The sequence below is a fragment of the Streptacidiphilus cavernicola genome, from assembly GCF_042510955.1.
Classification (GTDB): domain Bacteria; phylum Actinomycetota; class Actinomycetes; order Streptomycetales; family Streptomycetaceae; genus Streptacidiphilus; species Streptacidiphilus cavernicola.
Genome location: NZ_JBHFAB010000020.1, coordinates 123,969 through 146,616, shown reverse-complemented (window position 1 = coordinate 146,616; position 22,648 = coordinate 123,969). Strand labels below are relative to the sequence as shown.

Sequence of the window (22,648 nt, the reverse complement as noted above, 5' to 3'; positions counted from 1 at the left end):
CGGGGTCAGAGGGACTTGGCGGCGGGTTTGACCATGCCGCGGGCGCTCTTGGCGTCGTGGTACTCCTCCAGGGCGGTCATCACCCACTCGCCGGACTGCATCCGCACCAGCTTGCAGACCAGGACGCCGGTGCGGGCCTCCGCGTGGGTGAGGTCGAAGCGGACCAGCTCGGCGTTGCTGCCGTCGTCGATCAGTCGGCAGTAGGCCTTGGCGACGTCGGTGAACCGCTGCCCGGAGAACGAGTTCACCATGAAGACCAGGCCGGTGACCTGCGGCGGCAGGCTCTGCAGATGGACGCTGATGACCTCGTCGTCGCCGTAGCCGGCGCCGGTGAGGTTGTCGCCGTGGTGCTGGATCGCGCCGTTGAAGGCCTGCAGGTGCATGAACCAGACCTTCTCCAGCTCCTTGCGGTTGCTGTCGAAGGCGATCACCGAGGCGTCCAGGTCGACCGCCCGGCCGCCGTAGGCGGGCTCCCAGCCGAGGCCCATCCGGACCGAGGAGAGGAACGGCCGCCCGTCCTTGACCAGGGAGACCGAGCCGCCCTTGGTGAGCGAGACCCGGCCCTTGTCCAGGGTCACCCGGCCCCCGGCGGACGGTGCGGCGGGCGGCGTCGGCGGGGCGTAGCCGGGGACCGGCTGCGGGGCCTGCGGGGCGGGGGAGGCGAGGTGCCAGTCCTCCGGCTCCTGCGCGGTGAACGGCATCGGCGCGGGCGGCGGGTAGCTCTGGGCCGGGGCGGCGACCGGCGCGGGCGCGGGGGTCCGGACCGGGGCCGGGGCCGGCTCGTCCTCGACGTCGATGCCGAAGTCGATGGCGATGCCCGCGAGCCCGTTGGCGTAGCCTTGGCCGACAGCGCGCAGCTTCCAGGCCCCGGCCCTGCGGTACAGCTCGACCACGATCAGCGCGGTCTCGCTGGTGAGCCGGGGCGGGGTGAAGGTGGCCAGCACGGCGCCGGTGGCGGCGTCGGTGACGGTCGCGGTGGGCTCGGCCCCGGCGAAGGTGGCGCGGCGGTCGTCGAGGCTGGCCGTGATCACGACCTTCTCGATGTCGCCGGGCACCCCGCCGGTGTCGACCGTGATCCCGGCCGGGCTGTAGCTGACGCCGGGCCCGCTGGGCGCGTTGAAGAAGATCAGGTCGTTGTCCGAGCGGACCTTCCCGGCCGCGGTGAGCAGCAGCGCGGACACGTCGAGCTGCTTGGCTGCGGCCACCGCGACGCTGACGCGGGCGCTGGTCAGCGGGGTGTTGCCGCCGGGCGTGAGGACTGCGGTCACGGTCGATCTCCCAAGAGCGGACGATGGCCGGATCTGCACCCGGACGCCTGTGCCCCCACCGTATCCGCAGCGGCCCGCGGAAGGGCCCGGTTGTCAGAAGGACTCCGGCTGGACGGTGGTGAAGGCGCCGCCCACGTAGGCGTGCTCGGGGCTGCCCGGGACCAGCTCGCCGTGCTCGGCGAGGACCTCGGCCGCGTACGCCTCGGAGTCGTCCTGCGGCTGGTAGCCGAGGGCGCGGGCGGAGGCCAGGTCCCACCAGCCGCGGGTGTTGGCCGAGGTGCCGTAGACCACGGTGTGGCCCACCCCGGGGGCGGTGAGCGCGGCGTGCACCAGCCGGGCGCAGTCGGCGGGGCTGAGCCAGGTCTCCAGCATCCGGGTGTTCTTCGGCCGGGCGAAGCAGGAGCCGATCCGGACCGAGACCGTCTCCACCCCGTACTTGTCGGCGTAGAGCGAGGCCAGTGCCTCGCCGAAGCACTTGGACACGCCGTAGAAGGTGTCCGGGCGGTAGGGGGTCAGGACCGGCAGCAGCTCTCCGTCCGGCCGCGGCTGCTCCGGCCGGGCGGCGAAGCCGACCGCGTGGTTGCTGCTGGCGAACACCACCCGGCGGACGCCCTCGGCCCGGACCGCCTCGTAGAGGTGGTACGCGCCCTCGATGTTGGCGGCGAGGATGTTGTCGAAGGTGTTCTCCAGCGAGAGCCCGCCGAGGTGGACCACCGCGTCGACGCCGCGGACCGCCTCGCGGACGGCGGCCCGGTCGGCCAGGTCCACCGCGAGCGCGTCGGGCGCGTCGGGGACCGGGACCAGGTCGCTGAGGCGCAGGGTGTAACCGTATCCGGGCAGGCTCTGCCGGAGGAAGCTGCCGACCCCTCCGGCGGCGCCGGTCAGGAGCACGTGCTTCGGGGTGGTCATCGGGGCGCCTCCGGGCTTCCGGCGTGCAGGGAAGAAGATTGAACAAGAATGTGGATCGTATTCACATATATGGCTAGCCTAGGAGTCGCTGCATCATGCAGTCAACAACCTCAGCAGCCCACCAGGGAGAACGACACATGCCGGACCGCGCCGCCCCGCCCCTCGCCGACCGGCTGAACGGCCTCCTCTTCTTCCCGGTCACCCCGTTCCGGCCGGACGGCTCGCTCGACCTGGACGCCCTGCGCACCCACGTCCGGACCGGGGTCGAGGGCGGCGCGGGCGCGGTCTTCGCCGCCTGCGGCACCGGCGAGTACCACGCCCTCGACCTGGACGAGTACGAGGCGGTGGTCGCCGCCGCGGTGGAGACCGCGGCCGGGCGGGTCCCGGTGGTCGCCGGGGTCGGCCACGGCACGGCACTGGCCAAGCAGTTCGCCCAGCGGGCCGGACGGGCCGGCGCGGACGGGCTGCTGGTGCTGCCGCCGTACCTGGTCACCGCCGACCAGGACGGGCTGCTCCGGCACTTCGCCGCGCTCGCGGCCTCCACCGACCTGGACCTGATCGTCTACCAGCGCGACAACGCCGTGCTCACCCCGGCGTCCGTGGTCAGGCTGTCGCAGCTGAAGCAGGTGATCGGGATCAAGGACGGCTGCGGCGACCTCGACCTGATGCAGCGGATCATCAGCGCGATGCGCACCGAGGCCCCGGGCCGCCGCTTCCTCTACTTCAACGGCCTGCCCACGGCCGAGCTGACCGGCCCGGCCTACCGGGGGATCGGGGTCACCCTCTACTCCTCTGCGGTCTACTGCTTCGCGCCGGACATCGCGCTGGCCTTCCACCGGGCGCTGCTGAGCGGCGACGACGCGGTGGTGAACGCGCTGCTCGACGGCTTCTACCGGCCGCTGGTGGAGCTGCGCAACCAGGGCCGCGGGTACGCGGTCTCGCTGGTCAAGGCGGGGGTGCGGCTGGAGGGGCTGGAGGTCGGCGGGGTCCGCCCGCCGCTGTCCGAGCCCGCGCCGCGGCACATCAAGGAACTGGCCGAGCTGATCGCCCGCGGGCGGGCACTGCTCGCCGACCGGGCCGCGGAGAAGTGAGAGCGGTGATCCCGGTGCGAAGCAGTGCCTTCCTCTACCCCTGGGACGTCCTGGGCGACCCGGACGCGCCCGCCCGGCTGGCCGACCTGGGCCTGGACGGCGTCACCCTCGCCTCCGCCTACCACAGCACCCGCGCGCTGACGCCGCGTCACCCGCGCACCCGGATCGTCACCGCGCCGTACGCCGCGGTCTACTACCCGGCCGCCGACGCGCACTGGGCCGGGCAGGCGCTGCGCCCGCACCCGCAGCGCTGGCTGGACTCCGCCGACCCCTGGGGCGAGGCGGCGGAGCAGCTGCGCGCGGCCGGGCTCGACGTCGCCAGCTGGGTCGTGCTCACCCACAACTCCCGCCTGGGCGGCGAGAACCCGGACAGCACGGTGCGCAACGCCTACGGCGACCGCTACCCCTGGGCGCTGTGCGCCGCCCGCCCCGAGGTGGTGGCGTACTGCGCCGCGCTGGCGGCCGAGGCGGGCGCGCGGCCCGGGGCGGTCGGCGCCGAGCTGGAGTCCTGCGGCTGGTACGGGATGGCGCACCTGCACGCCCACGACAAGATCGGCGGGGTGCCGCTGGACGGCGCGGCGCAGTACCTGATGTCGCTCTGCTTCTGCGACGTCTGCGCCGCGGGGTACGCGGCGGCGGGGGTGCCGGGGCCGGAGCTGGCGGCGGCGGTACGGGCGGCGCTGGCGCCGGTCTGGGCCGGGACCGCAGGGACCGCCGGGCGGAGCGGGGGCGAGCGGGCCGGGGGCGAGTGGGCCGGGGTGGAGGCGCTGTTCGGGAAGGACGCCGCCGCGCTGACCCTGACTTACCGTCAGCAGCGGGCCCGGGTGCTGCAGCGGGCCTGCGTCGAGGCGGTGCGCGCGGCGGCGGACCCGGGCTTCCGGGTGTTGCTGCACGCCGACCCGGCCTCGCACCGGGTCGGCGCCAACGTCGGCGTCGAGGCGGACTGGCTGCTGGCCGCGGACGGCGGCGGCGCGGACGGCCTGGTGCTGCCCTGCACCGGCTCCACCGCCGCGCTGGACGCCGCCCCGCGGGTCCCCGGCCGCACCCTGGCGGCGAATCTCACCGCGGTCACCGGCATGGGCGGCGACCCGTCCGCCCCGGTCCCGGCCGGGGCCGACGAGCTGCGGCTCTACCACGCGGGCCTGGCCTCGGACGCGGACCTGGCGGTGCTCCGGGCCCGACTGCGCTGAGGTGTTCCGGGCCCGGCCGGGGGCTACAGGTGCCGGGTGGCCAGGGTGAGCCGGTCGCGGGCGTCGAAGAGGGCGTCGCGGATCATCTGCTCCCGGCCCGGGGTCAGCCGGGCCACCGGCACCGAGCAGCTGACCGCGTCCCGGGCCGGGTTCCGGTACGGGATGGCGATGCCGAAGCAGCGCAGGCCCACCGTGTTCTCCTCGGCGTCGACCGAGTAGCCGCGCTCGCGGATCGCGTGCAGGTCCTCGATCAGCGCCTCGACGTCGGTGTGGCTGTGCTCGGTCAGCGGTTCCAGCCGGGCCGGGAGCAGCTTGCGCACCTCCTCGTCGGTGTAGGTGGCGAGCAGCGCCTTGCCCAGCGAGGTGGAGTGCGCGGGGAGCCTGCGGCCGACCCGGGTGAACGGCCGCAGGTAGTGCTGCGACTGCCGGGTGGCCAGGTAGATCACGTCGGCGCCGTCGAGCCGGGCCAGGTGGATGGTCTCGGTGGTGTCGTCGGCGAGCCGGTCCAGGGTGGCCTTGGCGGCGGCCACCACCTCGTCGCCGTCGATGTAGGAGGTGCCGACCAGCAGCGCGCGCACGCCGATGCCGTAGCGGGTGCCGGTGGACTCGGTCTCGACCCAGCCCAGCTCCACCAGGGTGCGCAGCAGCATGTAGAGGCTGCTCTTGGGGTAGCCCACGGCCTCCTGCACCTCGGCCAGGCTGTGCATGCCGGGGCGTCCGGCGAAGTACTCCAGCAGCTCCACGGTGCGGACCGCGGACTTGACCTGGGCGCCGCCGGCGTCGGCCGCGCCGGGGCGGGGGAGGGGCGAGCTCTGGGCCATCGGGTTGACCCCTTTTCTGTGGGAGACGTATGGTCGAAGAAGTTCAGTATATTGGACAGCGTTCAGCATACGGAATGCTTCTGCGGAAGCCCGCGGTCATGGAGGCCACCCCGGATGAACACCACCCCAGTGTGGAGCGTCGATGCCCGTACCGGAGCCAGGACGGCCCAGGTCACGGTCGAATCCACCACGGGAGGTGTCGATGATGCCGTACGCGCCGCGCACGCCGCGCACCCCGCCCTGGCCGACCGCACCCGGCGGGCCGCCTTCCTCCGTGCCGCCGCCGACCGGCTCGAAGCCCGCGGCGACGAGCTGATCGCCACCGCCGACGCGGAGACCGCGCTCGGCACCGGACGGCTCACCGGCGAGCTGGCCCGCACCAGCTACCAGCTGCGCGCCTTCGCCGAGGTGGTGGCCGAGGGCGCGTTCCTGGACGTGGTGGTCGACCACGCGGACCCGGCCGCCGCCCCTGCCCCGCGCCCCGACCTGCGCCGCTGGAAGGTGCCGGTGGGCGTGGTCGCGGTGTTCGCGGCCAGCAACTTCCCGTTCGCGTTCAGCGTCCCCGGCGGCGACACCGCCAGCGCGCTGGCGGCCGGCTGCGCGGTCGTGGTCAAGGCCCACCCGGACCACCCGGCCACCAGCGAGCTGGCCGCGACCGCGCTGCGCGAGGGCGCCGAGGCGGCCGGCCTGCCCGCGGACGTGGTCCGGCTGGTGCACGGGCGCCGGGCCGGGGTGGACCTGGTCCAGCACCCGCTGGTCAGCGCGGCCGGGTTTACCGGCTCCGTCGCGGGCGGCCGGGCCCTGTACGACCTGGCCGCCGCCCGTCCCGCCCCGATCCCGTTCCACGGCGAGCTGGGCAGCCTCAACCCGGTCCTGGTGACCGAGGCCGCCGCCGCGGCGCGGGCCGAGGAGATCGGCGCCGGTCTGGCCGGTTCGTTCACCCTGGGCATGGGTCAGTTCTGCACCAAGCCGGGCCTGGTCCTGGTGCCCGCGGGCGAGGCCGGGGACCGGCTGGAGAAGGCGCTCGCGGCCGGGGCGGACGCCGCCGCCTCCGGCGCGCTGCTGGACACCCGGATGCGGGACGGCTTCCTGGCCGGGTTCGCCGCCCGCGCCGCACTGCCCGGCGTCAGCGCGCCGGTGCGGGCGGGCGAGGACGGCCACGCGGTGCGCCCCGGCTATGTCAGCGTCCCGGCCGGGCTGCTGGCCGACGACGCGTACCGGGAGCTGCTCGACGAGTGCTTCGGGCCGGTCACCGTGGTGGTCCGCTACGCCGACCCGGCCGAGGCCGAGGCGGTGCTCGCCCGGCTCCCCGGCAACCTGACCGCCACCCTGCACGCCGAGCCCGGCGAGCCCGCCGCGGCCGAGCTGCTGGCCCGGCTCACCCCGCTGGCCGGGCGGGTCCTCTTCGGCGGCTGGCCGACCGGCGTCGCGGTCGCCCCGGCGATGCAGCACGGCGGCCCCTACCCGGCCACCACCAGCACCGGCACCTCCGTCGGCGGCGCCGCGATCGAACGCTGGCTGCGCCCGGTCGCCTACCAGGGCGTCCCGCAGGAACTGCTCCCGGCGGAGCTGCGGGACGGTGCCGCGGGCGTGCCCCGGCGGGTGGACGGCGTACTGGAGCGGTAGCCAGGACCGCCCGTGCCACCGAAGGGCCGCCGGAAGGACGGAAAGCAACCCCGGTCGGTGGTGGCGGTCAGGTGACGGACGGCGCGTGTCAGTGGCAGCATGATCCCCATGCCCGCACTGACTCGCGCCGAAGCCGTCGAACGCCGCCGCCTGCTGGACGTCCGCAGCAGCACCGTGGACCTGGACCTCACCCGCGGGGACGAGGTGTTCGGCTCGGTCACGGTGATCCGCTTCGCCTGCACCGCCCCCGGGGCCGACAGCTTCGTCGACGTCAAGCCGCGCACCCTGCTCCGCGCGGTGCTGAACGGCCGCGAGCTGGACCCGGCCGCGCTCGCCGACGGGCGGCTGCCGCTGGACGGCCTGGCCGCCGAGAACGAGCTGCTGGTCGAGGCCGAGATGGCCTACTCCCGCACCGGCGAGGGGATGCACCGCTTCACCGACCCGGTCGACGGCGAGGCCTACGTCTACTCGCAGGCCTTCCTGGACGACGGCCCGCGCATCTTCGCGAGCTTCGACCAGCCCGACCTCAAGGCCGCGTTCGAGGTCGGGGTGACCGCGCCGGAGGAGTGGACCGTGGTCGGCAACGGCCTGCCGGTCCGTCAGGAGGGCGGGCGCTGGGAGTTCGCGCCGACGCCGCCGATCAGCAGCTACCTGGTCGCGGTGGTGGCCGGGCCGCTGCACAGCGTGGTCTCCGAGCACGACGGCATCCCGCTCGGGCTGCACTGCCGCCGCTCGCTCGGCCCGCACCTGGACGCCGACGCCGAGGAGATCCTGGAGATCACCCGGCGCAGCTTCGACCACTACCACCGGGTGTTCGAGCAGCGCTTCCCGTTCGACTCCTACGACCAGTGCTTCGTCCCCGAGTTCAACGCCGGGGCGATGGAGAACCCCGGCTGCGTCACCTTCCGCGAGGAGTTCGTGTTCCGGTCGGCGGTGGCCAGCACCGAGCGCGAGGTGCGGGCGATCGTGGTCGCCCACGAGATGGCGCACATGTGGTTCGGCGACCTGGTCACCATGCGCTGGTGGGACGACCTGTGGCTGAACGAGTCCTTCGCCGAGTACCTCGCCTACCAGGTGGTCTCCGAGTCCACCCGGTTCAGCGGCGCCTGGACCGGCTACACCGCCGGGCGCAAGCCCTGGGGCTGCGAGGCCGACCAGCGCCCGTCCACCCACCCGGTCGCCCCGGAGTCGGTCGAGGACACCGCGCAGGCGCTGCAGAACTTCGACGGCATCAGCTACTCCAAGGGCGCCTCGGCGCTGCGCCAGCTGGTCGCCTGGCTCGGCGAGGAGGCCTTCTACAAGGGCGTCAACGCCCACTTCCAGAAGCACGCGCACGGCAACGCCACCCTGGCCGACCTGCTGGAGGCGCTGGCCGCGGCCAGCGGCCGGGACGTGCACAGCTGGGCCGAGCGCTGGCTGCGCACCACCGGCATGGACACCCTGCGGGTCGACGGCGAGCTGATCCGGCAGACCTCGGCCGACGGCGAGCTGCGCCCCCACCTGATCACCGCCGCGGCGTACGAGCGCTCGCCGCAGGGGCAGCTGCTGCTGCGCGGGCGGCGTCCGTTCGACCTCACCGCGACCGGCGAGCACCCGTTCGAGCAGCCCGGCGGGGGCGACTCCGACCTGCTGCTGCTCAATGACACCGACCTGGGCTTCGTCAAGATCGGCTTCGATGAGCGCTCCTGGCAGACCGTCCGGGAGTCGCTCGGCGCGATCCCGGACGAGCAGGCCAGGGCGGTGGTCTGGAACGCGGCCAGGGACCTGGTCAGGGACGGCGAGCTGAGCCCGGTCGAGTACCTGGACCTGGTCGCCGTGCACCTGCCCGGCGAGGGCTCGGTGCACCTGGTGCAGGCGGTGCTCGGCTTCGCCCGGAGCGTGGTGGCGGACGAGTACCTGACGCCGGATCAGCGGCCGGCCGGTCTCGCGCTGCTGGCCGGGGTCGCCAGGGACCTGGTCCGGCGGACCGAGGGCGGCCCGGACGAGAGCGGGCTGCGGCTGGTCGCGGTGCGCGCGCTGATCGCCGCGTCGTCCACCCCGGCGGAGATCGCGGTGCTGCAGTCCTGGCGCGAGGAGGGCGGCGTCCCCGGCGGCCCGCAGCTGGACCAGGAGCTGAGCTGGGCGCTGCTGCTGCGGCTGTGCGTGCTCGGCGCGGCCGGGGCGGACCAGATCGCCGCCGAGCTGGAGCGCGACCCCAGCGCGGTCGGCCAGGAGGGCGCGGCCCGGTGCGGCGCCGCGCTGCCGGACCAGGCGGCCAAGGACGCGGCCTGGGCCGCGCTGTTCGAGAGCGACCTCTCCAACTACCTGATCGCGGCCACCGCCCAGGGCTTCTGGCAGCCGGAGCAGGCCGAGCTGCTGGGCGACCGTCCGCAGCGCTACTTCGCCGCGGTGGTCGCGGCGGCGGAGCGGCGCGGGCCGGCCGTCGGCCGGCTGTTGGGCCTGCACGGCTTCCCGGCCCACGACGCCACCGAGGCGACCGTGCGGGCCGCGGAGCAGTGCCTGGCCAGGACCGACCTGACCCCGGCGCTGCGCCGCGCCCTGGCCGACCGCCTGGACGACCTGCGCCGCGCGGTCGCCGCGCGCGCGGCGGGCGCCGCGTGAACGCGGTGGCGCGGGTCGCTACCGGGGCCGGGGGAGTCGTCGGGCCGCGCGTCGGGCGGTGGGCGGCGTGAGCGGGGGGTCCGGTACGGAGGTGCTGCATGTGCGGGGGCGGGTGCTGGTCGGGCCGGAGGAGGTGCGGGACGAGCTGTGGGTGGTCGGCGGGCGGGTGACGTTCGACCGGCCGGTCGGCCCGGCCGAGGTGCGGACCGTGACCGGATGGGCGCTCCCCGGCCTGGTGGACGCGCACTGCCACGTCGGGCTGGACGCGCACGGCCCGGTGGACGCCGCGGCCAGCGAGAAGCAGGCGCTGGCCGACCGCGACGCGGGCGCCCTGCTGCTCCGCGACGCGGGCTCGCCGTCCGACACCCGCTGGGTGGACGACCGGGACGACCTGCCCCGGATCATCAGGGCCGGACGGCACATCGCCCGCACCCGCCGCTACATCCGCAACTACGCCCATGAGATCGAGCCCGGCGACCTCGCCGCCCACGTCCGGCAGGAGGCCCGCCGCGGCGACGGCTGGGTGAAGCTGGTGGGCGACTGGATCGACCGGGACACCGGCGACCTCGGCCCCTGCTGGCCGCGCTGGGCGCTGGACGAGGCGATGGCCGCCGCGCACGCCGAGGGCGCGCGGGTCACCGCGCACGTCTTCGGCGAGGAGTCGCTGGCGGACCTGGTCGAGGCCGGGATCGACTGCGTCGAGCACGCCACCGGGCTCACCGAGGAGACCGTCCCGCTGTTCGCTGCGCGCGGGGTGGCGATCGTGCCGACCCTGGTCAACATCGCCACCTTCCCCTCGATCGCGGCCGGGGGCGAGGCCAAGTTCCCGGACTACGCCCGGCACATGAGGGAGCTTCACCGCCGCCGCTACGACACCGTCGCGGCGGCGTACCAGGCGGGCGTCCCGGTCTTCGTCGGCACCGACGCGGGCGGCTCGCTGCCGCACGGCCTGGTCGCCGCGGAGGTCGCCGAGCTGGTCAGGGCCGGTCTCCCGGCGCCGGTCGCGCTGTCGGCGGCGACCTGGGCGGCGCGGGAGTGGCTCGGACGTCCGGGCCTGGTCGAGGGCGCCTCGGCCGACCTGGTGGTCTACGCCGAGGACCCGCGCGCGGACGTCCGGGTGCTCGCCGACCCGCGGCAGGTGCTGCTACGCGGTGCGGTGGTGGCGTAGCGAGCGGAGCCAGGCGGTCGGGCTCCACGGAGCGCCGCGGCCCCGGGTCAGCGGGTAGCAGAGCAGGCCCAGCAGCACGGCGGTGAAGTGGCCGACGTCGGTGAAGGTCCGGCCGTGCCACAGCGCCGAGCCGTACCAGAGCAGCAGCACCGCCAGGTAGATCCAGCGCCAGGGCGCGGCCAACCGGTAGACCAGCACTGCCTGGACCCCGGCCAGCGCGTAACTGACGCCCACGTCAAGGGTGTTGACGGCGGATTCGGGGGCGTTGCCGTGCCGGATCGCCCAGTAGAGCACGCCCTCGCTCAGGTAGGTGGCGCCGACGTGCGCGAACGCCAGCACGCCGAGCCAGCGCCAGGTGCCGAGCCAGCGCTCGGCCGGGGCGTGGAACAGGTTGTAGAGCACGAAGTAGCCGAGCCAGCCGCCGCCGTCCAGCCAGAAGGCGCTGGCGACCAGGACCCGGACCGGCCGGGTGGACAGCTCGTGCAGGTTGGTGGAGCGCTGGCGCAGGAACTCGTCCTGGAAGGCCGGGTTCATGTGGTTGATCACATGGGTGGTGACGGCCAGCGCCAGCAGCCAGAGGAAGGTCCCCGGCGCGCTCCGGACGTACTCCCACAGCGCCTTCCCGGCGGTCGCCGCCAGGCGGAGCAGCCGCGAGCGCGGGGGCGGCGGTGCGGAGGACACGTCCATAGGGCGATTCTGTACCGCTATGGGTGGATTGTCGCGGACGGTGCGACGGACGGGGCCGTTAGAGTGACGCCATGGCTGCGCGTCCTCTGAGTGAGATCGTCGAATCCGGTTGGGCGAAGGCCCTGGAGCCCGTGGCGGGGCAGGTCGCCGCCATGGGGGACTTCCTGCGGGCGGAGGTCGCCGCCGGGCGGACCTACCTGCCGGCCGGGGCGAACGTGCTGCGGGCGTTCCAGCAGCCGTTCGACCAGGTGAAGGTGCTGATCGTCGGTCAGGACCCGTACCCCACGCCCGGTCACGCGGTGGGGCTGAGCTTCTCGGTCGCGCCGGAGGTGCGGCCGCTGCCGGGGAGCCTGCTGAACATCTTCCAGGAGTACCAGCAGGATCTGGGCCTGCCCGCGCCGTCCAACGGGGATCTGACGCCGTGGACGGAGCAGGGGGTGCTGCTGCTGAACCGGGCGCTGACCACGGCGCCGAGGCAGCCCGCCGCGCACCGCGGCAAGGGCTGGGAGGCGGTCACCGAGCAGGCGATCCGGGCCCTGGTGGCGCGCGGCCCCGCGCTGGTCGCGATCCTCTGGGGCCGGGACGCCCGGAACTGCCGCCCGCTGCTGGGACCCGCCCCCTGCCTGGAGTCGGCGCACCCGAGCCCGATGTCGGCAGACCGCGGCTTCTTCGGCTCTCGCCCCTTCAGCCGGGCCAACGACCTCCTGCGCCAGCAGGGCGCCGAACCGATCGACTGGCGGCTGCCGTAGCGCCGTCAGGCGTAGACCTTGGCCTGGAGGCGGTAGAGCTCCGCGTAGAGGCCGTCGGCGGCGGCCAGTTGTGCGTGGGTGCCCGCTTCCGAGACGCGGCCTCGTTCCAGCACCACGATCAGGTCGGCCATCCGCACGGTGGAGAAGCGGTGCGAGACCAGGACGGTGACCGCGCCGGTCTCCGTGCGGGCGTCGGCGACGAGGTCGGCGAAGCGCTCGAAGAGGGCGTGTTCGGCGGTGGCGTCCAGGGCTGAGGCGGGTTCGTCCAGGGCGACCAGCAGCGGGCTCCGCCGGAGCAGGGTGCGGGCCAGGCCCAGCTTCTGCCACTGGCCGCCGGAGAGCTCGGCGCCGTCGCCGTAGCCGCGGCCGAGCAGGCCGTCCAGCCCGCCGCTGACCCTGTCCAGGACCGGACCCGCCTCGGCGGCCTCCAGGGCCTGGTGCAGGGCCCGGTCGTCGTCGATCCGGTCGAGGTCGCCGATGCCGGTGTTGTCCCGCAGCCGCAGTTCCAGCCGGGCGAAGTCCTGGAACAGGGTGGAGACCCTGCGCTGCCAGTCGGCGGGCGTGGCCGCGGCGAGGTCGGCGCCGTCCACCAGGATGCGTCCCGAGGTCGGCCGGTACAGCCCGCACAGCAGCTTCAGCAGGGTGCTCTTCCCCGCGCCGTTCTCGCCGACCACGGCGAGCGCGGTGCCCGCGGGGATGTCCAGGGTGACGTCGTCGAGGATGCGGCGGTCGCTGTCCGGGTAGCTGAAGCTGACGTGCTCCAGGCGGATGCCCTGGGTCAGGACCACGGGCAGGTCGGACGGCCCGGGGTCGGTCCCGGTGGAGGCCGGGCCGGTGCCCGTGGCGGCCAGGGTGCGCAGGGTGCGGATGCGCCGCATGGTGTGACCGGCGTCCTGAAGGATCGTCAGCAGCCCCAGTGCCGTGGCTACTTGGAGCGAAACCTGGGCGGCCAGGGCGATCACCAGGATGACGTCGCCCAGCCCCGCGCCGCCGTGCAGGGCCTGTTGCACGACCAGGTAGATCGCGCCGCCGTAGGCCGCGGCGAAGGCGAACTGCCCGGCCGCCCGCAGCAGCGCGGCGCGGCCCTGGGCCCGGCCCAGGGCGCGGCTGGTGGCGGCCCAGTCGGACCGGTGCCGGTCGATCAGCACGGCTTCGGCGCCGGAGAGCCGGATCTCCTTGACCGAGGCCTGTGTCGTGGCGGTCTCCAGCAGATGGCGCCCCAGCCGGATCCGCGGGGCGGCCTCCTCCCTGGCGCGGTCCACCAGGCGCTGGGCGCGGTTGCCGGCCAGCACCGGGACGGCTCCGACCAGGGGGAGCAGCAGCAGCCACGGGTTGAGGGCGCCGAGCAGCACCGTGGTCAGACCCATCTGCAGGGCCAGGCCGCCGGTCTGCAGCACCGCTTCGAGCGAGGCCCGGGTGCGCGGCAGCTCCTCGCGGACCAGGGCCAGGGTGTCGGCGTAGCCGGGGGTGTCCAGCTGTTCCAGGCTGCCCGCGCCGTGGGTGAGCGAGATCAGGTCGTTCTGGAGCTCCACCTCGCAGAGGTCGCCCAGCTCGAAGTAGGAAAGATGGGCGAAGTGGTTCATCATCAGCTCGAAGACCAGCAGCGCCGCGGTCGCCAGGGCCAGCCGGACGGCGGCGCCCAGCTGGTGCTGGATCGCGGCGGTGGTCAGCGACTTGAGGCAGAGCGCGATGAGCGGGGTGGACAGGAAGCCCGCGGCGATCATCGCCGCGGCCCGCGCCAGGCGGGCCGGGTCGCTGCGCAGGGCCAGCCGGAGCAGGTGCCGCACGGCCAGGATCGTGGTGGTCATCGGGCTGCTCCCTGGACGCTCGGCCGGGCTGCTCCGGTGCTCGGCTCGGCGCCGGTCCGGTCGTGGGTGAAGCGTTCGGCCTGGATGCGGAAGAGTTCGGCGTAGCGCCCGTCGCGGGCCATCAGCTGCTCGTGAGTTCCGGCCTCGGCCACCCTGCCGTCGGCGAGGACGACGATCCGGTCGGCACGCCGCACGCTGGAGAAGCGGTGCGCGATGATCACGCTGGTCACGCCCTGGGTCATCTCCAGGAAGCGTTCGAAGAACGCGGCTTCGGCGCGGACGTCGAGTTGCGCGGTGGGCTCGTCGAGGACCAGCAGCGAGGCGCCGGACTGCAGTGCCAGCAGGGCCCTGGCCAGGGCGATGCGCTGCCACTGCCCGCCGGAGAGGTCGGTGCCGCCCTGGTACTGGGCGCTGAGGACGGTGTCCAGGCCGTGCGGGAGGCCGTCGACCACCTCCAGCGCGCCCGCGCGCTCCGCGGCGGCGCGCAGTTCGGGGCGCCGGCCGAGGAACTCGGGGCGGCCGAGGCCGATGTTCTCGGCGGCGGTGAGGTGGAAGCGGGTGAAGTCCTGGAAGATCACCGCGATCCGGCGGTGCCAGCGCCGGGGTGCGATCCCGGCGAGGTCGGCGCCGCCCGCGATGATCCGGCCGCTGGTCGGCTCGTGCAGCTTGACCAGGAGTTTGACCAGGGTGGTCTTGCCCGCGCCGTTGAGGCCGACGATCGCGGTCGAGGTGCCCGGCGCGAGTTCGAGATCGAGCCCGTCGAGCACGGCGGGCCCGTGCTCGTGGTAGCGGAAGCCGACCCCCTCGAAGCGGATCGGTCCGACCGGTTCGATCGCGTCGTCGTCAGCTCCGTGCTCAGCTGCGGTGCCGCCACTGCTGCTGCGGCTGTCGGCGGAGCCGTGCTCCGCGGCGGTCAGTTCCAGTCGGCGCAGTGCGTCGTAGCCGGCCAGCCCGTACAGGGTCTGCATGTCGCTCTCGGGAAAGAACACCCCGAAGCGCATGGGGATCAGCACCGCCTGCAGCGCGGCCGAGAGTTGGAGCAGGGACAGGGTCCCGTGCGCGCCCTGCTCGGCCAGTGCGGTCAGCGCCGTGGCCCCGCCGACCAGGCCGAGTACGGCCAGGGCGATGAAGGGCCGGAAGAGCAGCCTGCGGCGGACCGCCCAGAGCGGTTCCAGGTAGCCGCGGGCCTCGGTCCCGTGCCGTCGGCGCAGCCAGGGGACCAGGCCCAGCACCCGTGCCTCCTTGGCCAGCGCGGCACTGGTGGCGGTGCGGCGCAGGTAGGAGAGCCGCCGCCGCGGCGCGGCGAGTGCGGCGCGGGCCGTGCCGAAGCGGCCGAGCGAGCCGCGCTGCCCGAATCTGATCACGATGGCCGTCGCGGCCACCAGCAGCCCGGGGAGCGGGCCGAGGACCAGGGTCACCATGAGTGAAGCGCCCAGCAGTTGGGTGTAGCGGGCGAGCAGGGCCAGCGTCCCGGCGGCGGCGTCGCCGGGGGTGGGGACCACGCGCTCGAAGCCGCTGCGGGCGTCCGACAGCACGTCCAGCAGTTCCTGGCGCTCCAGTTGGGCCACCGGGAGGTCGCGCAGGGCGCAGGTCATCAGCCGGGTGATGCAGCCGCCGTCGACCTGACGGCCCACCAGTTCGCCCAGTACGGACTGGAACGGCGCGAGCAGCTGCTGCAGCACGAAGGCCGCTGCGGCCAGCAGCAGCGCCACTCCCAGCGGCCCGGTCATCCCGTGTCGGCCCGGGGACGACATGGCGTCAGGAATGGTCGAGACGAGCTGGCTGGTGGCGAGGATGAAGGCGACCGGGAGCAGGCCGATGCCGAGTTGGAGCGCGACGGTCAGCGCCACCAGCCCGGTGTCGGCGTGTCCGAGCAGTCGGCCGGCGGCCAGCCACCGGTCGGCGCGGCGCCGGAGGGTGCCGCCGCCCGGGGCGGGCGTCGTCGATGGCACAGCTGGGTCTCCTCGGAGTACGTGCGTCGAAAGTGCGTCAGAGTGCTTTGCGCCGGAGGGCGTTGCGTCGAAGTGCGTGCGTCGCAGGCGGTGGCGCGCTCGACCCGGGACGCCGCTGTCCTCGGGGAGGCTCGCCGCCCGAGTGTGGCCTAGACCAGTTAGCACGTCAAGGATTCACCGTGCCGTCATCCGCTAGGACTGGACAATGCGGCGGATATTTGCTCCACCAACCGAGTTGGTCTAGACAATCCCCGTCGGCAGTGGCTAACGTTCCGGTCCGGGCCGGGTCGGACAAACATTCCTGCCGTGCCCGAATTCCGCCGTTCGCGCCTCTCGGGGGTGGCGCGCAGCGATACCGCACCGATGCCGCTGCCGGTTCCTGCTCCGCGGCGTGCCCTGGCACCCTTCCGTGCCGGCCGCCGCAGCCCCTGTGCATCCGTCCGCTCGCCGCGTCGCCGCCGTGCGCCGCTCTGACGTGAGGAATCCGGCACATGCAGCACCTCGCTGCCCGCACGCTGACGTTCCAGGGATCCCGTTCCGCCGCAGCCCCCATGACGTGGGGTCAGCGCGCGATCTGGAAGTCCATCCGCTGGCTGGGCGACGACGCGCACTACTTCAACATCCGCCGGATCGAGCCGGTCCCGGCCGATCTGGACAGCGGGCAGGTCGAGGCAGCCCTCAGCGCGCTCCTGTGCCGCCACGAGGCCCTGCGCACCCGCTTCCTGGAGACCCAGGACGGCTGGACCCAGCAGGTCGCGGCCGAGGGCACGCTGCTCCTCGACCGGGTCGAGGCAGGCCCCGGCGGCGGTGCGGAGGCCGCTGACCGGCTGGCCCGCGAGCTGGTGGGCCGGACCTTCCGCCACGCCGAGGAATGGCCCTTCCGCTGCGCACTGGTGCTGGAGGACGGGCGGCCCGCCCACCTGGTGCTGGTGTTCTCCCATCTGGGGGTCGACTTCTGGGGGGTACGCGAACTTGAGAGCGACCTGCGGGAGTTGTTCGCAGGCAAGGAATCGCCCGCTCCGTCCTGGCAGCCGTTGGACCAGGCACTCTTCGAGACCGAGGGCCCGGGGGCGGCCCGCGGCGCCGCCTCGGTGGAGTACTGGCGGCGCACCCTGCGGGCGGTTCCGGCCTCCCTGTTCCGTCCGGTGGACGACCAGGGCCGGCCCGAGCGCTTCGTCCGGCTGGGCATGGACTCCCCGGCCACCGCCGTGGCCGCCACCGTGCTGGCCGAACGCTGCCAGGTCAGCACCGGCACCGTGCTGCTGGCCGCGACCGCGGCCGTGCTCGGCGCGCACACCGGCCACAGCACGGTCGCGCTGCAGCTGATCGCGGTCAACCGGCACGACGAGCGCAGCCGCCGGCTGGTCGCGGCCATGGCCGAGAACGCGCTGTTCGCCCTGGACGTCGCGGACGGCTCCTTCGAACAGACCGTCCGCCGCGCCTTCCTGGCCGGGATGAACGCCTACCGGCACGCCCAGTACGACCCGTCGGCCGTCGACGTGGTCCTGGACGAGGCGCGCGAACGCAGCGGCGGCACGCTCGACCTCGGCTACTTCTTCAACGACAAGCGGATGCACGACCGCTGGGAGGACCTGCCGGCCGGCCGGGAGCCGGACGCGCTGCGCGCGCTCACCGGCCGCACCGAGATCTCCTTCGTGGGCGCCTGGGAGCGCCAGGACGCCGCCTTCTTCGTGCACACCACCTACGCGCCCGACACCTGCCTGCTCTACCTGATGGCCGACACCGAGCTGATCGCCCGCGCCGACATCGAACGCCTGCTGCGGGCCTTCGAGACGCTGCTGGTCGAGGCCGCCGCGGGCACCGAGAACACCCCTGGGGAGAACGCACCATGACCACCGCCGCCACCGTCTGGGACGACGAAGTCGCCACCGCCGTCACCCGGCTCACCGCAGCCGCCGAGAACGACTACTACAACCCGTACCAGACCTTCGACTGGCCCGAGCGCATCCCCGAGGGCGCGCTGTGGATGAGCGAGGACCTGATGACGGTGCACGGCACCGCTGCCGCCGCCGAGCTGGACCGCGAGCAGTACCTCGCCCTGTCCAAGTGGGAGAGCATCAACTTCTACAGCCTCAACGTGCACGGCATCCGCGAGCTGATGCAGGAGGTGGTCCAGCGCATCCACGCGCCCGGATACGAGATCCCCACCCCGTTCTTCCACCACTTCCTGGGCGAGGAGAACGAGCACATGTGGTTCTTCGCCGAGTTCTGCCTGCGCTACGGCGGCAAGCTGTTCGCCAACCGGGCCATGGCCTTCCCGCAGGAGAGCCACTCCGCGCTGCTGGACAACTTCATCGTCTTCAGCCGGATCCTGGTCTTCGAGCAGATCGTCGACCACTTCAACAGCAGGATGGCCGCGGACGCCGCCCTCCCCGAGACCATCAGGGCCATCAACCGGGTGCACCACCAGGACGAGTCCCGGCACATCGCCTTCGGCGCGCAACTGGTCCGGGCGCTGTGGGTGCGGCTGCGCGAGGCCGGCGACGAACGGGAGCTGGACCTGGCCCGCCAGTACGTGCGGAAGTACATCGCCAGCTCGATCCAGCAGCTCTACAGCGTCGACGCCTACCGCGACGCCGGCATCCCGGACCCGTTCGGCTTCCGGAGCAGGGTCCTGGCCGACCCGGCCCGGCGTGCCGCCCATGACGCGGTGACCGCCCGCACCGACGCCTTCTACCGCCGGATCGGGGTCTTCGAGCAGTCCCCGGCCTGACCTCTCGTCAGCCCCGACCTGACTTTCGGTCAGCTCCGGGCCTGACCCCGTCCGCTTCCCGCCTCCCTCCCAGAGAACCAGGTCACCCCATGGCACCGCGCACCGCCCCCGCCGCCCCGCCCGGCACCGTCCCCACCCTGCAGGACCCCGGGCCGGGCCTGGTCGTCCTCGACCCGCCGCGGGCCGCACTGCTGCTGGAACTCGACAGCCTGTTCACCGACCTGGCCGCCGAACTCGACGCCCCCGGGGTGGTCGGCCCGCCGCTGCTGCCGGCCGAGGGGCTGGCCCGGCTGGACTACTTCCGCAACTTCCCGCACCTCGGCGTGGCCGCCGCCCGCTTCCCGGACCAGGCCGTCGAGGCACTGGCCGCGGGCCGGCCGGTGGCGGAGCAGCCGGTCAGCCCGACCGGCTACCTGCTGCCCTCGGCGACCTGCTACGGACTGCTGCTCTCGCTGGCCGGGCAGGACGTCGGTCCGGAACTGAGGCTGACCGCCGTCGGCCGCTGCTTCCGCAACGAGGACCACTACGACGGGCTGCGCCGGCTGTGGGGCTTCCACATGCGCGAGGTCGTCTACTTCGGCACGGCCGAGGGCGCCCGCGAACACCTGGCGCGCTCCAAGGAGTTCATCGAGACCTTGGCGTCGCGACTCGGCGTGGAGCTGTCCTACCAGCCGGCCAACGACCCGTTCTTCGACAAGAGCGGCTCACGGGCCAAGCTGATGGCCCTCGACCCGGTCAAGTACGAGTTCGTGGCCACCGACGGCACCGCGATCGCGTCGGTCAACCGGCACCGCAACTTCTTCGGCGAGCGGCTCGGCATCACCAGCGAGGGCGCGGTCGCGCACAGCAGCTGCACGGCCTTCGGCGTCGAACGCTGGGTGCACGCCATGGTGCTGGCCCACGGCACGGCGCAGGACGCGCTCCGGCAGGTCCGCGATGTCCGCGGCTGAGACACCGCACCGGCCGGAGGGCGCTGCGGCGGCCTGGTCCGGCCCGGCCGCCGCAGCGCGGGCCGCCGCCGAGCGCGGCGCGGCGGCCCTGGGCGTCGACTTCCCGCTGGTGCAGGCGGGCATGGGCGGCGTCGCCGGACCGGAACTCGCGGCGGCGGTCGCCGACAGCGGAGCGCTCGGCACCGTCGCCCTCTACAAGAGCGACTCCGACCAGAGCGCCGCGCTGGTGGCGGACACCGCCGCGCGCACCCGGCGCGGCTTCGGCGTCAACGTCATCCCCGAGGTCGCCGGACGGCTGCTCGCCGACCAGATCGGCGCGCTGCTGGTGACCGCGGACCGTCCACTGGTGCTGAACAGCTACGGGATGCTGCCCGAGCGGGAGGCGGTGCGGGTGCTGGCCGCCGGGCACCGGCTGCTGATCCAGGTCGGCAGCGCCGCTGAGGCGGCCGACGCCGCGGCGCTGGGCGCTCACGCGATCGCGCTGCAGGGCGTCGAGGCCGGCGGGCACCACCTGGGCAAGCTGACCACCCGTCAGCTGCTCGGCCGGTGTGGCGCTGCCCCGGCCCCGCCCCTGCTGGTCGCGGGTGCGGTGGCCGGCGGAGCCGACCTCTTCGACGCGATGCTGCTCGGCGCCTGCGGGGCCGTCTGCGGCACGCCGTTCGTCGCCACCGCCGAGTCCTCGGCGCACCCCGACTACAAGGCCGCACTGGTGCGGGCGGAGGGCGGCGACACCGTCGTCACCGACCGCTTCTCGATCGGCTGGCCCGGCCGCCCGCACCGGGTGCTGCGCGGCGCGGTCACCGACGCGCCGCAGCCGCTGCCCGCCACGCTGATCGCCTGGACCAGCGTGATGGGCGCCCGCCGCCCGGTGCCGCGCGGTTCCGCCGCCGCGCCCACCGCGGAGGCGGAGGGCCAGGTCGAACAGATGGCCCAGTACGCGGGACTGGGCTGCGGCGCACTGCGCGCGGTCCGTCCGGCCGCGGCCGTGGTCGCCGCGTTCCGTGACGAGTTCGCCGCCGCCTGCGGGTCGCCGAGCCCGGACGCCGTCGCCACCGGGGCGCCGCGATGAGCGGGCCGCGGCTGCGCGCCGCGCTGGAGGGCCTGGCTGACGCCGTCCCCGACACCCCGGGCCGTCCCCGGGTCGGCCTCGACCTGGTCCACATCCCCCGGGTGCGACGGCTCGCCGAGCAGCACGGACCGCGCTGGCTGGCCGACCACTTCACCACCCGGGAACGGGCCGAACTGGCGGTCGTCCGCGGCGGCGGGTACGCCACCATGGCCGGCCGCCTGGCCGCGAAGGAGGCCTTCATCAAACTCCTCGCCCCGTCCGGCCCGCTGGTGCTGACCGGAGACGTGGAGGTGCTGCGCGGCCCCGGCGGAGCGCCGCTGGTCCGCCCCCGGGGCAGCGCCCTGCGTCAACTGCGTTCCAGCGGCGTCGAGTCGTGGTCGGTGAGCATCACCCACGAGGGGGAGTGGGCCGCGGCCATCGCGGTCGGCTGCGGTTCGCTCCCCGACCCGGCGTCCACCTCGGCGTCCGCCGACACCCCTGCCTGTCCCACCCCTGACCGTCCGTCTACACCCCTGGAGCAGCCGTGAAGCAGATCGCCGAGTGGATTCGGACCAAGAACCCCGAGCTCGACCGGGAGCCGGGCCTCCAGGAGGATCTGATCGAGGCCCGCCTCATCGACTCGCTGGACTTCCTGGAGTTCATCTACCTGCTGGAGAGCTTCTCGGGACGGCCGATCGACCTGGGGGAGGTCAGCGTGGACGACTTCCGCACCCTGGAGCGCATCGAGCACCGGTTCCTCACCCCCGCGGCCGGAGCCGGGTCGTGACCACTGCTCCACCGGCCGCCGCTGCCGTCAGATTCGGCAGCTGCGACGCCGAACGCCGCTGGCGTCCGTCCGGGCTGGCGCAGCTGCCCGCCCTGCGCGACCCGCGCTCCGAGCAGCTGCTGCGCGGGATGGACGAACTGCAGGCCGTGCTCTGCGGCCCGGACGACGTGCTGCTCACCCACCGCCGACCGGCCGCCGTCTTCGGCGAGATGATGCGGGCCGCGGGTTTCGGCGCACGGCACCTGGTGGTCCCCGGAGACCCCGGACTCCCGGTCGAGGACCGGCTTGCCGCCGACGGTCCGCGCGGTCTGGAGGGGCTGGCGGGGCTGGAGGACCTGGAGGGGCTGGCGGCCGAACCGTACGCCGTGCTCCCCGGGACGGCCGCGGCCGTCGAACGGCTGGGGCTGCTGGGCGCCGCCCTGCCGGAGCTGGAAGCGGTACGGACCGTCAACTCCAAGACCTGGTCGACCCGGCTGGGTCTGCCCGGCTCCGGCCAGGTGGTCACCTCGCTGGACGGGCTGCGGCAGGCGGCGGGCGACCGGTGCGTGGTCAAGGACCCCTACGGAGTGTCCGGCCAGGGCAACATCGTGGTGGACTCGCCGACCCGGCTGGCCATGGTCGAACGCGCCCTGGGCCGCTGCCCCGAGGACCGGATCGAGCTGGTGGTCCAGCCGCTGTTCGAGCCCGCCGCCGACTTCGCCGCGCACCTGACCGTCGGACCGGACGGTGAGGTGGTCTGGCACGGCATCCGTCAGATCGTCAACGAGGGCCACGCCTACCGCGGTTCGACCGCGCCCGAGCCGGGGCTGCTGCGGCAGTTGGACCGCGCGTCCTACCGCGAGTGCGTGGAGGGCGTGGCTCGGGCGGCGGCGGAGGAGGGGTACCGCGGGCCGCTGAGCGTCGATTCGATGACCACGACCGCGGGGGAGCTGATCCCGGTCCTGGAGGTCAACGCCCGGCTCTCGCCCGGACTGATCGCCCAGCGGCTGGGCGTCCGGCTCCGGCTGGCGTCGGTCCGGGTCGGCGCAGAGGACTGCTTCGACCGGCTGGTCGACCGGCTCGACCGCACCGACCGGCTGGCCACCGGGGGCCGCGACGGCATCCTGCCGCTGGCGGCGAGCACGCTGGCCCCGCCCCGAGGCTGGCTGTTCTACGCCGTCTTCGGCGAGGCCGACCCCGAGCTGGGCGAGATCACCGAACTGCTGGCCGCGCAGTGACGGCTGACGCGTAGTAAGAACAGATCGACACCGCGGTGAGAG

At 74.1% G+C, this 22,648-nt stretch carries 19 protein-coding genes; 13 read left to right on the top strand and 6 right to left on the bottom strand.

Going from position 1 to position 22,648, the window contains the following annotated elements:
* Positions 1 to 5: 5 nt before the first annotated feature.
* Together ACEZDE_RS24630 and ACEZDE_RS24625 are read right to left on the bottom strand one after the other, a co-directional pair.
* A complete protein-coding gene (locus ACEZDE_RS24630) occupies positions 6 to 1,268 on the bottom strand; it encodes a TerD family protein (RefSeq protein WP_380539747.1) in 1,263 nt (420 codons plus the stop codon).
* Between the two features lie 93 nt (positions 1,269 to 1,361).
* Positions 1,362 to 2,177 carry an NAD-dependent epimerase/dehydratase family protein gene (locus ACEZDE_RS24625; protein ID WP_380539744.1) on the bottom strand — a complete coding sequence of 272 codons (816 nt, stop codon included), beginning with the start codon at positions 2,175 to 2,177 and terminating at the stop codon, positions 1,362 to 1,364.
* 137 nt (positions 2,178 to 2,314) lie between these two features.
* On the opposite strand from ACEZDE_RS24625, the gene ACEZDE_RS24620 reads away from it, so the two are divergent.
* Positions 2,315 to 3,268 (top strand): 5-dehydro-4-deoxyglucarate dehydratase, encoded by a 954-nt coding sequence (locus ACEZDE_RS24620; protein ID WP_380539741.1) that lies wholly within the window; start codon positions 2,315 to 2,317, stop codon positions 3,266 to 3,268.
* A 14-nt stretch (positions 3,269 to 3,282) separates the two neighbouring features.
* Positions 3,283 to 4,458, top strand: a complete 1,176-nt coding sequence (locus ACEZDE_RS24615) for a hypothetical protein (protein WP_380539795.1) — start codon at positions 3,283 to 3,285, stop codon at positions 4,456 to 4,458.
* A 23-nt stretch (positions 4,459 to 4,481) separates the two neighbouring features.
* On the opposite strand, the gene ACEZDE_RS24610 is transcribed toward ACEZDE_RS24615, so the two are convergent.
* Complete coding sequence (locus tag ACEZDE_RS24610; RefSeq protein ID WP_380539738.1) at positions 4,482 to 5,279, bottom strand: IclR family transcriptional regulator; 798 nt, start codon at positions 5,277 to 5,279, stop codon at positions 4,482 to 4,484.
* 114 nt (positions 5,280 to 5,393) lie between these two features.
* Between ACEZDE_RS24610 and ACEZDE_RS24605 the strand changes: the two genes are divergently transcribed.
* From ACEZDE_RS24605 to ACEZDE_RS24595, 3 genes are all read left to right on the top strand, one after another.
* Complete coding sequence (locus tag ACEZDE_RS24605) at positions 5,394 to 6,905, top strand: aldehyde dehydrogenase family protein (protein WP_380539735.1); 1,512 nt, start codon at positions 5,394 to 5,396, stop codon at positions 6,903 to 6,905.
* A gap of 108 nt (positions 6,906 to 7,013) precedes the next feature.
* Positions 7,014 to 9,506, top strand: a complete 2,493-nt coding sequence (gene pepN, locus ACEZDE_RS24600; RefSeq protein WP_380539732.1) for an aminopeptidase N — start codon at positions 7,014 to 7,016, stop codon at positions 9,504 to 9,506.
* Positions 9,507 to 9,597: 91 nt separating this feature from the next.
* Positions 9,598 to 10,674 carry an amidohydrolase family protein gene (locus ACEZDE_RS24595; RefSeq protein ID WP_380539728.1) on the top strand — a complete coding sequence of 359 codons (1,077 nt, stop codon included), beginning with the start codon at positions 9,598 to 9,600 and terminating at the stop codon, positions 10,672 to 10,674.
* Here ACEZDE_RS24595 and ACEZDE_RS24590 read toward each other — a convergent pair.
* On the bottom strand, positions 10,651 to 11,361 hold the full coding sequence (locus ACEZDE_RS24590; RefSeq protein ID WP_380539725.1) for a rhomboid-like protein: 711 nt from the start codon (positions 11,359 to 11,361) through the stop codon (positions 10,651 to 10,653). The genes ACEZDE_RS24595 and ACEZDE_RS24590 overlap by 24 nt on opposite strands.
* Positions 11,362 to 11,432: 71 nt before the next feature.
* Between ACEZDE_RS24590 and ACEZDE_RS24585 the strand changes: the two genes are divergently transcribed.
* A complete protein-coding gene (locus ACEZDE_RS24585) occupies positions 11,433 to 12,110 on the top strand; it encodes a uracil-DNA glycosylase (protein WP_380539722.1) in 678 nt (225 codons plus the stop codon).
* Positions 12,111 to 12,115: 5 nt separating this feature from the next.
* On the opposite strand, the gene ACEZDE_RS24580 is transcribed toward ACEZDE_RS24585, so the two are convergent.
* Entirely contained in the window at positions 12,116 to 13,918 is a 1,803-nt protein-coding gene (locus ACEZDE_RS24580; RefSeq protein WP_380539720.1) for an ATP-binding cassette domain-containing protein, read from the bottom strand.
* Positions 13,915 to 15,870 carry an ABC transporter ATP-binding protein gene (locus tag ACEZDE_RS24575; protein WP_380539717.1) on the bottom strand — a complete coding sequence of 652 codons (1,956 nt, stop codon included), beginning with the start codon at positions 15,868 to 15,870 and terminating at the stop codon, positions 13,915 to 13,917. Before ACEZDE_RS24575 ends, ACEZDE_RS24580 begins: the two co-directional genes overlap by 4 nt.
* Before the next feature lie 551 nt (positions 15,871 to 16,421).
* Here ACEZDE_RS24575 and ACEZDE_RS24570 point away from each other — a divergent pair.
* From ACEZDE_RS24570 to ACEZDE_RS24540, 7 genes are all read left to right on the top strand, one after another.
* Positions 16,422 to 17,723 (top strand): condensation domain-containing protein, encoded by a 1,302-nt coding sequence (locus ACEZDE_RS24570; protein ID WP_380539714.1) that lies wholly within the window; start codon positions 16,422 to 16,424, stop codon positions 17,721 to 17,723.
* Positions 17,720 to 18,604 (top strand): diiron oxygenase, encoded by an 885-nt coding sequence (locus ACEZDE_RS24565; protein WP_380539711.1) that lies wholly within the window; start codon positions 17,720 to 17,722, stop codon positions 18,602 to 18,604. The genes ACEZDE_RS24570 and ACEZDE_RS24565 overlap by 4 nt, the downstream gene beginning before the upstream one ends.
* Before the next feature lie 89 nt (positions 18,605 to 18,693).
* Complete coding sequence (locus ACEZDE_RS24560) at positions 18,694 to 19,554, top strand: aminoacyl--tRNA ligase-related protein (RefSeq protein WP_380539707.1); 861 nt, start codon at positions 18,694 to 18,696, stop codon at positions 19,552 to 19,554.
* Positions 19,541 to 20,623, top strand: coding sequence for an NAD(P)H-dependent flavin oxidoreductase (locus ACEZDE_RS24555; protein ID WP_380539704.1), 1,083 nt, complete (start codon positions 19,541 to 19,543; stop codon positions 20,621 to 20,623). Before ACEZDE_RS24560 ends, ACEZDE_RS24555 begins: the two co-directional genes overlap by 14 nt.
* On the top strand, positions 20,620 to 21,150 hold the full coding sequence (locus ACEZDE_RS24550; protein ID WP_380539701.1) for a holo-ACP synthase: 531 nt from the start codon (positions 20,620 to 20,622) through the stop codon (positions 21,148 to 21,150). The genes ACEZDE_RS24555 and ACEZDE_RS24550 overlap by 4 nt, the downstream gene beginning before the upstream one ends.
* Positions 21,147 to 21,389, top strand: coding sequence for an acyl carrier protein (locus tag ACEZDE_RS24545; RefSeq protein ID WP_380539698.1), 243 nt, complete (start codon positions 21,147 to 21,149; stop codon positions 21,387 to 21,389). The genes ACEZDE_RS24550 and ACEZDE_RS24545 overlap by 4 nt, the downstream gene beginning before the upstream one ends.
* On the top strand, positions 21,386 to 22,606 hold the full coding sequence (locus tag ACEZDE_RS24540) for a hypothetical protein (protein WP_380539695.1): 1,221 nt from the start codon (positions 21,386 to 21,388) through the stop codon (positions 22,604 to 22,606). The genes ACEZDE_RS24545 and ACEZDE_RS24540 overlap by 4 nt, the downstream gene beginning before the upstream one ends.
* Positions 22,607 to 22,648: the final 42 nt, after the last annotated feature.

Coding starts and splice junctions, on each gene's coding strand:
- ACEZDE_RS24625 (WP_380539744.1), bottom strand. CDS start 2,177: ATGACCACCCCGAAGCACGTGCTCCTGACCGGCGCCGCCGGAGGGGTC.
- ACEZDE_RS24620 (WP_380539741.1), top strand. CDS start 2,315: ATGCCGGACCGCGCCGCCCCGCCCCTCGCCGACCGGCTGAACGGCCTC.
- ACEZDE_RS24610 (WP_380539738.1), bottom strand. CDS start 5,279: ATGGCCCAGAGCTCGCCCCTCCCCCGCCCCGGCGCGGCCGACGCCGGC.
- ACEZDE_RS24605 (WP_380539735.1), top strand. CDS start 5,394: ATGAACACCACCCCAGTGTGGAGCGTCGATGCCCGTACCGGAGCCAGG.
- pepN (WP_380539732.1), top strand. CDS start 7,014: ATGCCCGCACTGACTCGCGCCGAAGCCGTCGAACGCCGCCGCCTGCTG.
- ACEZDE_RS24590 (WP_380539725.1), bottom strand. CDS start 11,361: ATGGACGTGTCCTCCGCACCGCCGCCCCCGCGCTCGCGGCTGCTCCGC.
- ACEZDE_RS24585 (WP_380539722.1), top strand. CDS start 11,433: ATGGCTGCGCGTCCTCTGAGTGAGATCGTCGAATCCGGTTGGGCGAAG.
- ACEZDE_RS24580 (WP_380539720.1), bottom strand. CDS start 13,918: ATGACCACCACGATCCTGGCCGTGCGGCACCTGCTCCGGCTGGCCCTG.
- ACEZDE_RS24570 (WP_380539714.1), top strand. CDS start 16,422: ATGACGTGGGGTCAGCGCGCGATCTGGAAGTCCATCCGCTGGCTGGGC.
- ACEZDE_RS24565 (WP_380539711.1), top strand. CDS start 17,720: ATGACCACCGCCGCCACCGTCTGGGACGACGAAGTCGCCACCGCCGTC.
- ACEZDE_RS24560 (WP_380539707.1), top strand. CDS start 18,694: ATGGCACCGCGCACCGCCCCCGCCGCCCCGCCCGGCACCGTCCCCACC.
- ACEZDE_RS24555 (WP_380539704.1), top strand. CDS start 19,541: ATGTCCGCGGCTGAGACACCGCACCGGCCGGAGGGCGCTGCGGCGGCC.
- ACEZDE_RS24550 (WP_380539701.1), top strand. CDS start 20,620: ATGAGCGGGCCGCGGCTGCGCGCCGCGCTGGAGGGCCTGGCTGACGCC.